We start from the raw sequence: 11,021 nt of genomic DNA, 5'->3' as shown, positions 1-11,021 counted from the left end.
TATGATAAACTTAAGGAAAAGAGCAACGATTGAATCCCCATAGCTATCGGCTAAAGGGACGCGACTTTGTTCACCAAAGTAAAATCGAAATTGATGTAAACGAAAGGGCAGTTTTTATCAGAACTCAAGGCTGCTTTTTCGTTTACACCAACTCCGATTGTTTCCTTAACAGTTTGTATAGCAAACTCATTGCAAAGCAATGGGCAAAAAATTCGGACACACCACAGTTATCTTGATTCATACCAGTCAGGGAAGTGACCAATCCACTATAGTTTTAGATGTATCATCTTTACCATCTTGAATTGATCAGAAACTGTCATACTGACCTTTGTGGATAGCTTTAAGCCATTTTTAGGGATGTAACGATAGTATGGTTCCTCCGCAATCACCTTCACATTACCCCCGATCTTTGCTGCCAGTTCTTCCGCTGAATCCACATAAAAGAACATTTGTGCATCGGCATGGCCGACCTGTTTCATATATTTTTTCTTCATCATGGTCATTCCTCTTTTGTTCACCGTATCAAAAACAACTTCCATATTTCCAAATTGCCCAATCATACGCAGAAGGGCAATGACCTTATGTTCCTCAAAATAATGAAATAACCCGCCTGCAGTAACGAGAATAGGAGCATCAAGTACATCATTGCGAACTTTTTTGATCCAATCCTTTGCAAAGGCATCCCCGGAAATATATAATTCCCTCTCTGGTTCGGGAAGAAGTCCCCGCCGGTATTCGATTACATGAGGCAGATCCACGGCATACCAGTGTGTCTTCCCGTTATCACATCGGTGATAGGTTGTCTCCAGACCACAGCCCAGTTGGACAATCACACCGTCCGGTCTGCGTTCCAGAAAAGACCGAATAATCCGATCCATATTAGCAGACCGGGAAGCAGAGGCCAAAAGCGTATACTGGTTCTGCATATTCTGTTCAATCAAGTCTAACGGCAGCCTATTTTTCAATTCCAATGCCTTTTTATCATATAAAATTTGCGAGCAATGCTCACTAGCATAAATTCTTCCCAGCATAGGGACAAACAGGGTATCCTCCACGACTCCTAACTTGGACATAGCCAAACCTCCTGTTTTGATACATTACTTTCTGCCGACAAGCAGCCGGGAAGACCCCAGCATCATCATGGCAGCCCGACGGTGGGCGCCAAAAGCTTCCTGTGCGGTATCAACAAGTCGTACTTCCTCATACCCCATATCCCGCAGTTTCTGCGCAAAACCTTCCATGTCACCGTACATCTTTTGTTTCATATCATCGTTAAGTGCAAAGACGCCGCCTTTTTTCAATACCCGCAGGCTTTCCAGCAGCAGTTTCTGCATATCAGCACCCATAACATTGTGATAGACATAGTTGCTGATGACTACATCAAAACTCTCATCAGGAAAATCCAGCTGCTTCGCATCACCGTGCTGAAATACACAGCGGGAAGCCACGCCCTCACTGGCAGCATTCTTCTCGCAGAGTGCTTTGCTGTAATTGTACACAGCGCCCCAGTAATCAACACCGATCACTTTTGCTTTCGGCCATGTCAGAGCTGAACGGATTGTCAATGCTCCGGAGCCGCAGCCTACTTCCAGAATCTTCCCCTCGCCGTCATAGTCCAGATGAGAAAGAACGACTCGATGAACCTGTTCCATGATTCCGCCACCGCCAAAGGCATACTGCCGCCTGATCCATGTGATCCAGATCAGCAAAACCAAAAGTGCGATTATGATAACAGTAAACAGAACACCAAGAACAGCGACATGTAATACATAAAAAGAGAGGACAGCCAGCACAGCGGTCAAAACTCCGATTCCGCCAATGATGTAAAAGACAGGGTTGGACATCCAGCTTCCATAGTCTTCTCCGTGGGTACCAAGTCGGATATTTTCCTGCTTACAATGGTTCTTGTTCATTACATTTCCTCCTTCTTTACCCAAGTTTCCAATTCTGGCTTTCTGTCTGCAGTTTTACCATATGGGCATATACACCATTCTTTTCTTCCAGATCCTTTGGTGATCCTTCTTCTGCCACGGTGCCATCAGAAAGGACAACGATCTTATCCGCTCCGGCTACGGTACGCATTCTGTGGGCGATAACCAGAACGGTTTTATCTGCGATCAGACGGGAAAGGGCTGTCTGTATCAGAGTTTCATTTTCCACATCCAGGGAAGCAGTCGCTTCATCCAAAAGAATGATCGGCGCATTTTTCAGAAATGCACGGGCAATAGAGATACGCTGGCGCTCTCCGCCGGATAGTTCACAGCCATTTTCTCCGATATTGGTATGCCATCCATCCGGCAGTTTTTTGGCAAATTCATCCACATTGGCAAGTTTCGCAGCCGCAATGACCTGTTCATCTGTGGCGTCTTTGTTTCCGATTCGGATATTTTCCAGAATCGTATTGTCAAACAGTGTAACATCCTGGAATACGATGGAATACAGAGAAAGCAGTGTTTCCGGATCAATTCGGGATACATCCATGCCTCCCACGGTAATCTTTCCTCTGTTAATATCCCAGAACCTTGCTGCCAGCCGGGATACGGTTGTTTTTCCGCCGCCAGATGGGCCGACCAAAGCCGTAACCTCTCCCTGTTTTGCCGTAAAGGAAACATCTTTCAATACGGTTTCTCCGGTATTGTAGGCAAACCCAACATGGTCAAAGACAATATCATACCCCTGATTGGAAAGCCTGTCGTTGCCCTGCTGGATGGGATGATCGAGAATTTCATTCATACGGGCAATGTTGGTTCGTGTACTGATGACTGCCGCAAGATTCTGGAGTGCGCCCTGCAGAGGGTCATATAAACGGGATACTACCAGAAGGAACATAAAGAATGTAAGCACGGAGAGGCTTCCTTGCATGAGCAAAACAGCTCCCACCAGCGCAACCGTTGCAATACCAAGCTTCAGCACCAGCGATGCGGAAACCACAAAAACAGCAAGGCCGAATTCATTGAGGATGGAACGATGCTCCACGGCACGGATCTTCTTTTCCAGACCTTTTAAATATGCCTGCTCCGCATTGTTCGCTTTCAGGTCACGAACCGTTTCAATGCACTCCTGTATCCCGTCTGCGCAGGCCATCTTTACATCCATGGCTTTCTGATTCAGATTTTCCTGAATCTTTGCGGAAAATCCCACAATCGCAAAGGCAACCGGCAGAACCCATAAGGCAGCCAGTGCCATTCTCCAGTCCGTAAAGAGCAGACCAATGGAAATCAGAACTGTAGAAATGATCGAACCCGCAAGCTCAGGGATAAAATGCGAAAAACTCTGCTCCAGGAAGGTGCAATCCGCCATAATGGTACTGGTAAGATCGGCTAAATCCTTTTTCCCGAAAAAGGAAAGGGGGATTTTGCGCAGATGCTCTGCCAGGGTAATGCGGCGGATGCCGCTTTCTTTGTAAGTGGCAAAATAGGTGGCATTGTATTGAAAGAAAGTGGTCAGCAGTATCAGGCCGATACACACCACGCAGCCTGCCACATAAAATGGAATTTTCCCGCCGGGAACACCCCCGTTCATCAGATCGCTGACCAGGTAATATAAAAGTCCCACCGGAAACATAAAAGACAGATTCTGAAGGACACAGGCCAGGCAGCCTTTGATCAGGTCTTTTGCTCCCTGTTCAGACAGGGCATATTTTTTCTGCAGTTTTTTGATCATATCACTGCACCTCCTTTGTTACCTTCCATTGCACGGAAGTCTGGTAATTTTTCCACATACGGCTGAATATACCGTCTTTTGCAAGCAATTCGCGACTGTTTCCGCACTCGGCAACCCGTCCGTCGCAAATGACAAAGATCTGATCCACATTTGTTACGGTAGAAAGCCTGTGGGCAATCATAATCACTGTCTTACCCTCGGAAAGTCTTGAGAAAGCAGCCTGTACGCGGCTTTCGTTATCCGGGTCAGCAAAGGCAGTGGCTTCATCCAGAATGATAATCGGAGCATTTTTCAGCATCACACGGGCAATGGCAATTCGTTGCTGCTCGCCGCCGGAAAGATAGACACCCTTTGTACCGATGACCGTATCCACACCCTGTGGGAGTTTTTCCAGAATATCATCGCATTGCGCGTGATGAAGGGCAGTCAGAACTTCCTCACGGGTAGCTTCCGGTTTTCCCATACGCACATTTTCCAGAATAGATGCCTTGATCAGACGGCTGTTCTGAAATACGAAAGACACCGTGTTCATGAGTTCCTCTTTCGGGATGTCTTTCACATTAACACCACCGATTTTTACCATTCCGCTCTGGGGATCAAAGAATCGGGAAATCAGGTTGGCAAGGGTTGTTTTTCCACCGCCGGATGGACCTACAAAAGCTACCGTCTGTCCTGCAGGAATGGTCAGTGAAATATCTTTTAATACTTCTTTTTCTCCATCATAGCTGAAATGAACCGATTTCAGTTCCACGGAAGCGTTTTGAGGATGCTTTGAATGTTTCGTTTCCTCCAGAGGCTTCAAATGCAAAACGCTGTCAATTCTCTGTAAAGCGTCGTCTACGATCATGGCGTTTTCACTTTGGAACATAATGCGTGTCAGTGTGACAGAAATAACCGGTGTAATGATGATATAGAAAATAAGATCCAGTAAGAAACCGGAAGTCACACCGTCTTGCGTAAGCAACAGTCCTCCGGCAATCAGTGTGGCAAAAACGCCGTTGATCGCAGCTGTATAGAACATCATCGGTGTCCGAAGCTGCCTGGTATAAGCAATCACCCATACTTTATACCGGTCAATGGAGTCTTTAAACTTCTTAAAGGAAAAGATGGTCTGGCCAAAGGTTTTTACCACCGGAATCCCACGGACATACTCTACCGCTTCATTGGACATATCATCCAGCGCATTCTGGTATTCTTTCATCTTTTCCTGCATCTGCTTTCCGGTCATTGCCATCATGATCAGAAACCCCAGCACAACCGGAACAAGACTCAATAGTCCCAGTCTCCAGTCAAACACGAACAACAGCACCAAAAGACCGCAGGGGGTTGCAATGGCATTGGCTCTGTCGGGAAGCTGATGGGCGAGATAGGTTTCGGTGGCTGCGCTGGATTCGTTGACAATCTTGCGCAGTTTTCCGCTGCCAAAACTCTCGGCAAACCCAAGAGGCAACTTAACAATATGCTCCATGGTCTGGATACGCAGGTTTGTGGCAATACGAAATGCTCCCAAATGGGAACACATCAGCCCTGCTATGTAGACAAGCACCGCTATAACCGCAAACAATACTGCCATCCAGCCATTACCGGTCAGGTTCTGTGCCTGGTCAAAATTCGGTGCCACCTCCAATACTTCCTTGATCATTTTCCAGATGTAATAGAATGGCACCAGAGCAATCAGGGCACTGATCGCAGAAAGCACCCAGGAAGCATAGGTCAGGTACTTATGGCTGCCTGCAATTTTCAGCAGGCGTGATAAATTGGATTGCTTTTTCAAAAAAATTCCTCCTTTTCTTTGTGTTTATGATAAAGAGAACACGTCTATGTTCTTACAATATCCGAATTTAGATTAGTTTTAGCTAACTACCAAGCAAAAATTATAAGGCATTACTGCCCCATAATTTTCATCCATCCTGCTGTATAAAAGGCGCGCATTTCTCTGACGTAGTTTTCGGCATCTTTGAGCGGCATTTCGTGGATGATCAATTCAAAAAAGGTATGAAACATTCCGGTGATCAGAATATGCTCCAGCGAAGGATCAATATGGGGAGAGGGCCTTCCAAGCTTCCTTAAAACCTCCTGATAGGCATGAGTCCCTTCCACTTCAATCTCCACCATTTCATCAATTAGCCCGGCAAATTTTGTTCCTTCCGAACAGCAGAGGATCAGTTTACATTCCTCTAAATGTTCGTACGCATAATGGAGCATATCGTACATACAAAGCCCCGAAATGTCACTCATGACTTCCGTCTGCTGGGCAGCTGGTAGTTCGGCGAACTCCTGCTGTGCCTTTATAAAACGTTTGAGAATATATTCGTAATGCTCACCAACGATGGCTTCAAAAAGTTCTTTTTTGCTTTTGTAATATCCGTAAAAGGCTCCGGTAGTCATTCCCACGGATTTCACAATATTCCGCAGGGAAGCGTCTTTATATCCTTTTTCTAAAAATTCTGCTTTCGCTGCCCGATGGATATTTTCTAAAGTCGTTCCATTTCCGTTTATTTTGCACACCTCCTATATAACAGTGCTATATAACACTGTTATAATTTTAATCTTTAAAAAAGATTTTGTCAAGAGCAACAAGAAATAGTTGCATAAAAACAGCAATCCAAACATCATTCTGCACTTTATTACTGATAAAATTTTTAAATACTGGTTTTGACAAAAGTTTTATTTTTTCTAACTAAAATGATAAGCAGGGTGGAGTTTGTTATCACACCCTGCTTTGTGATTATCATGAATTACTCGAAGATCTTCTTCACTTTTTCTTTCAGCCTGTCCATGCACCTGTAAACTGCCTTTTCGGTAATCTTCAGATACCTGGCGATTTCATGAGTGCTGGTCTTATCATGAGTCAGTTCCTCGATAGCTCGCTGCAATTCGTCCTCATTCTCCGGGTCAACGCTGCTAGTTGCCTCGTCCAAAATGACAACCGGCGCATTTTTCAGCATGGCGCGGGCGATGGCAATCCGCTGGCGTTCACCGCCGGAAAGATGGGAACCGGCGCTGCCGACAACCGTATCATAGCCATTATCCAGCTTGCGGATAAAGGCGTCGCAGCCGCTTTGTTTGGCTGCCTGCTCCACCTCTGCGTCCGTGGCACTGGGTCTTCCCATGCGGATATTCTCCCGGATACTGCGGTTAAACAGGTAGTTGTCCTGAGATACATAGGAAATCTGGTCTGCAATTTCAGACAGCGGCATATCCTTCAGCTCATGGCCGCCGAGGGTAATGCTGCCGGATGTAACATCCCAATACCCGGCAATCAGCTTCGCCACCGTAGACTTGCCGGAGCCGGACGGCCCTACAAGGGCGGTCATGGTTCCGGGGTGGATGGCGAGATTCACATCATGCAAAACCTCTGTTGTCCCGTTATAGGAAAACGACACAGACCTAAGAGAAATGCCGGTATCTTCCAGCTTGATCGGCGTTTCTTTATGGCTCAGTTCTTCGGCGTTCAGAAGCTGGCTGATTTCTTCCACATTTGTCCTCAGTACAGCCAAATCGTCCGTAAAGGTAAAGGCCGCAATAATCGGCCCAACAAGGCCCAGAGAGAAAATCACAATGGACAGGAAGGTGGAAAGTTCCAGGCTGCCGGAGATCCAGAACGCGAAGCCGCAGGGCAGCACACAAATCAACACCGATGGCAAAATGGCGTTGTAGGCGCTCATGGTTTTTTGGTTTTCTCTCATCCAGTCCACATAGTAGTTGGCGTTATAGTTTACTGCGTCAGAATATTTTTTGTAGGAACCGGCGGATTGACTAAACGCTTTGACTACCTCAATCCCACCAATGTACTCTACAATGACATTTGCCATTTGCTTGCCTGCCTTAACCGCGCCTTCCCATTTGACGGGATAATTCTTCATGCCGGCAGACATGACAGCAAGGCCCACCACCAGCGTAACAAGTGACAGAAGCGCCATGCGCCAGTCCAAAAGGAACAGGTACACGGCGATAACAAGCGGTACCAGCACATTTGCCGTCATTTCCGGGATCAGGTGTGCGAAGGTTGGCTCCATACCTTCTACCCGGTCAACAATCGTTGTTTTATACTGGCCGGACGGAGTATCTAAAATCGTCCCCATCGGGACGCGGGCCAGCTTTGCGGTGATATTTTCCCGCAGATCGCGCAGCGTGTAATAGGTCGCTGTGTGGGAAATCGTTGTAGAAAGACAGGAAAACAGCACCTTCCCAAAGTATCCGCACAGTGCAATAATACCAGCGGTCACATAGCGGGAATAATTCTGTTCCCCAGACAACATCATTGTGACAATATGCGCCACGCAGAAATAGGGCACCATCTGGCAGGCAACGCCTAATACCGCAAGGATAATACTGCCATTGAATTTCCCGTGATAGGGTTTGCCCCATCCCCATAAGACGCCTATGGGTGACTCCTTCTTTTCCTCCTTCATTCTGTGGACACCTCCTTCTCCATATCATTCAGGAAAAACTTTAGCAGCCGGTTTCGGCCATCGCCGTTCTCTATGGAATAACTTTCCAGAATTTGCCCATTTTCTAAGTGAAGGACATAATTGCAACAGCGTAGAATAAATTCCGGGTCATGCGTTACCACAAGCGCGGTTCTTCCGGCATTTGCCACCTGATTGACAACATTGGCAACCTGCCTCATGTGAAACAGGTCAAGGCCACTGGTCGGTTCATCAAATAAAATCAGAGGGCGCTCCGAAGCAATCGCAGAGGCAACCGCCACGCGCTGCTTTTGACCGCCGGACAGTCCCATCGGGTGGCAGTCCTCAAAGGAAAGCAAGTCCATCTCCTTTAAGATTTCTCTTGCCCTTTGCTTATTCTCGGTTCTCATACTGAGCAGAATTTCATCCAGAAGACTTTCGGTAAAGAGCTGGTGGTTTACATCCTGCATGACCATATAACAGAGTTTCAATCGTTCTTTTCTGGAATAGTTCTTGCTCTGATCCTGCACCGTTCCTTTGAAGTGCTTTTCCAACCCGCAGAGGCACCGGGCAAAGGTGGATTTTCCCGCACCATTATGTCCGATGATGGCCGTGGCGCTGCCGAATGGGAAAGAGGTTTCCGTTATATGCAAGGTTTCCGGCTCATGCTTATAGGCAAAGGACACATTCTTTATCGTCCAAACCGCCTCATTCATTCTCTGCGGCGTGCCTTCAACTTCTGAAAGCCCCGCAAGATCAAGAGGGCGCAATCCCATATCATCGCGCTGTCTTGCCGACAGGCCGCAAAATTTCTCTGCTGTATAATCACCTTCGATTTCTCCATCTTTTAGGTACAGGACACGGTCAAAGAGGCCGGACAGATAATACAGCCGATGTTCAGAGATGATGATGGTCTTTCCCTGCGATTTCAAAGTAAAGAGTAGCTGTCGGAAATCAGCGATAGCGTATGCGTCAAGGTTGGATGATGGCTCATCAAGCACATAAATATCCGGGTCAATTGCCGCTGCCGATCCGCAGGCGATTTTTTGCTTTTCACCGCCGGACAAAGAAAAAATGCTTCTATCAAGCAGCGGCTCCAACTTTAGCTGTGCAGCTACACGCTTTACACGGTCACGCACAAGATCTTCCGCTATGCCGTGATTCTCTGGGCCGAAAGCCAGTTCGCTGGTCGTGTCTACATTGAAAAACTGAGAACGCGGATTTTGAAATACAGAACCGACTTTCAGAGAAATATCAAACAGTGACAGGTCACGGGTATCCTTTCCATCCAGATAGACGGAGCCGGTATAAGTCCCCTCATGATAATGGGGGATCAAGCCGTTAAACAACCGGGTCATGGTTGTTTTCCCACAGCCGGAAGTCCCGCAGAGCAGGACAAAAGAACCGTCCTCAATAGTGCAGGAAATATGTTTCAAAGCGCCACCGGCCTGCCTCTCACTGTCGGGAAGGGTACTGGCAGGATAAGAAAAGGACACATCTTGACATTCGATCATTTCCTTCACCCCCTTGCGGAAAGCACATAGATTTGCGCTGCAAATGCTCCCAGACAGATCAGCAGGAAAATAACATCCTGCACATGAAAACCCAGCTTACAGATATTCGTCCGTTTTACCGGGCCTCCCAATCCCCGCGTAAGGGCTGCCTGGGACAGTTCCTCTCCGATTTTGACGGAGCAGATCATCATGGGGACAATCCGATACTCTAAAATCGCACCGACTTTTCCACCACCAAAGCGGACGCCACGCATCCGCATGGCGTCCCCAATAGCGCTCCATTCTTCCGCAACCGTGGGAAAGAAGCGAAACATCACAGACATAGGAATGGTGATCTGCTGCGGCAGGTGGAGCCGTTCCATCGCCGCAACAAATTCGCTGACCGTGGTTGTCGTTACCACAAAATATCCCATGACCACGCTGGGGGTGAACCTCAGCAGAATGCCAACAATGGCTACTGCAATGTAGTTTGCTACGCCAGCCAGTCGTGACAGACCGAACATTTCCAGGCACAGACTGCCTCCAAAAATCAGGATATAGAAAACAGCGCCTTTCCATTTTCTGGCCGCTGACAAAAGTAACAGCGGGATCGCCGCCAACACGATGATGTAATACTGCATGATGCCTTCATACGAACCGCCTAAAATAAAGACAGCTATGGTAATCAGTACCGCCAGTTTTGTCCGGGGGTCTAATAAAATTCCGCTATTGTTTTTTTGACTTGCAAGAAGTTCGCGGCTCATTACACAATTCCCGCCCGCTCAAAGTGCTTTTTGAAAATCTTCCGTCCGATCAGGCCGCCGACAAGACCGCTGACGAAAGCAGCAATAAGCAGTACCGGCAAAATCCAGTCGGGCATATAAGCCATGAGCGTATCGGCATATTCCTGACCGTAGCCGGGGAGCAGGTTCTGGTAGTAAGCGTCACGCGTCACAACGATGGGAATAAAGGCGCCGATTACCCACATGGAAAAAACGCCGTGGATCAGCACTTCGCGCTTGGCATTTTTGTAGTCACAGGCTTTCATCATAAAATCGGAAATCAGCCCGAAGATCAGCCCGGTAGGGATGCACCACCAGCCCATGCCGGTCAGCAGCATAATGATACCCAGCAGCACTCCGCAGATGGTAAGCATACCGAATTTTTTGATTTTGGAGAAGAACAACATCATCGGAATACCGCCCACAAGCGGCACGATCACGCTGATAAGCGGAATAAAGATCGGGATAAAACCGATAGACGCCGCTGCGAAAATGACGATAAAGTAAATCGCCGTAAAAATACCGATGTTGATTAAGTCCTTTCCTTGCAATTTGTTGTTCATTGCGAAACCTCCTAACATGATTACTTTCGTCTTTGTTAGTTCTTGCTAACTAACCCTAATGATAGCATACAATCAGCTGTGCTTCTATGCACATATCGGTATTTTAAG

The 11,021-nt window shown here is 47.2% G+C and carries 8 protein-coding genes and 1 pseudogene; all 9 read right to left on the bottom strand.

Going from position 1 to position 11,021, the window contains the following annotated elements:
* Positions 1–266 precede the first annotated feature (266 nt).
* Positions 267–1,073, bottom strand: coding sequence for a class I SAM-dependent methyltransferase (locus ABHC48_RS18595; RefSeq protein WP_148462642.1), 807 nt, complete (start codon positions 1,071–1,073; stop codon positions 267–269).
* Positions 1,074–1,097: 24 nt separating this feature from the next.
* Positions 1,098–1,913 carry a class I SAM-dependent methyltransferase gene (locus tag ABHC48_RS18590; protein ID WP_195700357.1) on the bottom strand — a complete coding sequence of 272 codons (816 nt, stop codon included), beginning with the start codon at positions 1,911–1,913 and terminating at the stop codon, positions 1,098–1,100.
* Between the two features lie 16 nt (positions 1,914–1,929).
* Positions 1,930–3,663 carry an ABC transporter ATP-binding protein gene (locus ABHC48_RS18585; RefSeq protein WP_195700356.1) on the bottom strand — a complete coding sequence of 578 codons (1,734 nt, stop codon included), beginning with the start codon at positions 3,661–3,663 and terminating at the stop codon, positions 1,930–1,932.
* Between the two features lies 1 nt (position 3,664).
* On the bottom strand, positions 3,665–5,437 hold the full coding sequence (locus ABHC48_RS18580; RefSeq protein ID WP_195700355.1) for an ABC transporter ATP-binding protein: 1,773 nt from the start codon (positions 5,435–5,437) through the stop codon (positions 3,665–3,667).
* A gap of 110 nt (positions 5,438–5,547) precedes the next feature.
* Entirely contained in the window at positions 5,548–6,162 is a 615-nt protein-coding gene (locus ABHC48_RS18575; protein WP_334285735.1) for a TetR/AcrR family transcriptional regulator, read from the bottom strand.
* Positions 6,163–6,524: 362 nt separating this feature from the next.
* Positions 6,525–8,078, bottom strand: a pseudogene (locus ABHC48_RS18570) (ABC transporter ATP-binding protein); the annotation flags it as partial.
* Positions 8,075–9,589 carry an energy-coupling factor ABC transporter ATP-binding protein gene (locus tag ABHC48_RS18565; RefSeq protein WP_187564904.1) on the bottom strand — a complete coding sequence of 505 codons (1,515 nt, stop codon included), beginning with the start codon at positions 9,587–9,589 and terminating at the stop codon, positions 8,075–8,077. The pseudogene ABHC48_RS18570 and the gene ABHC48_RS18565, both read right to left, overlap by 4 nt.
* Positions 9,590–9,594: 5 nt before the next feature.
* Complete coding sequence (locus ABHC48_RS18560; protein ID WP_173772297.1) at positions 9,595–10,332, bottom strand: energy-coupling factor transporter transmembrane component T; 738 nt, start codon at positions 10,330–10,332, stop codon at positions 9,595–9,597.
* Positions 10,332–10,913: an MptD family putative ECF transporter S component gene (locus tag ABHC48_RS18555; protein WP_044930260.1), complete on the bottom strand. Its 582-nt coding sequence runs from the start codon at positions 10,911–10,913 to the stop codon at positions 10,332–10,334. Before ABHC48_RS18555 ends, ABHC48_RS18560 begins: the two co-directional genes overlap by 1 nt.
* Positions 10,914–11,021: the final 108 nt, after the last annotated feature.

Origin of the sequence: Ruminococcus sp. 1001136sp1, assembly GCF_039841815.1 — a bacterium.
GTDB classification, from domain to species: domain Bacteria; phylum Bacillota; class Clostridia; order Lachnospirales; family Lachnospiraceae; genus Blautia_A; species Blautia_A faecis.
The sequence above is the reverse complement of the archived record's forward strand: the minus strand, read 5'-3'. Positions and strand labels throughout refer to the sequence as shown.

Excerpts from the sequence above, each read along its gene's own strand:
- ABHC48_RS18595 (WP_148462642.1), bottom strand. The coding sequence starts at position 1,073 with ATGTCCAAGTTAGGAGTCGTGGAGGATACCCTGTTTGTCCCTATGCTG.
- ABHC48_RS18590 (WP_195700357.1), bottom strand. The coding sequence starts at position 1,913 with ATGAACAAGAACCATTGTAAGCAGGAAAATATCCGACTTGGTACCCAC.
- ABHC48_RS18585 (WP_195700356.1), bottom strand. The coding sequence starts at position 3,663 with ATGATCAAAAAACTGCAGAAAAAATATGCCCTGTCTGAACAGGGAGCA.
- ABHC48_RS18565 (WP_187564904.1), bottom strand. The coding sequence starts at position 9,589 with ATGATCGAATGTCAAGATGTGTCCTTTTCTTATCCTGCCAGTACCCTT.
- ABHC48_RS18560 (WP_173772297.1), bottom strand. The coding sequence starts at position 10,332 with ATGAGCCGCGAACTTCTTGCAAGTCAAAAAAACAATAGCGGAATTTTA.
- ABHC48_RS18555 (WP_044930260.1), bottom strand. The coding sequence starts at position 10,913 with ATGAACAACAAATTGCAAGGAAAGGACTTAATCAACATCGGTATTTTT.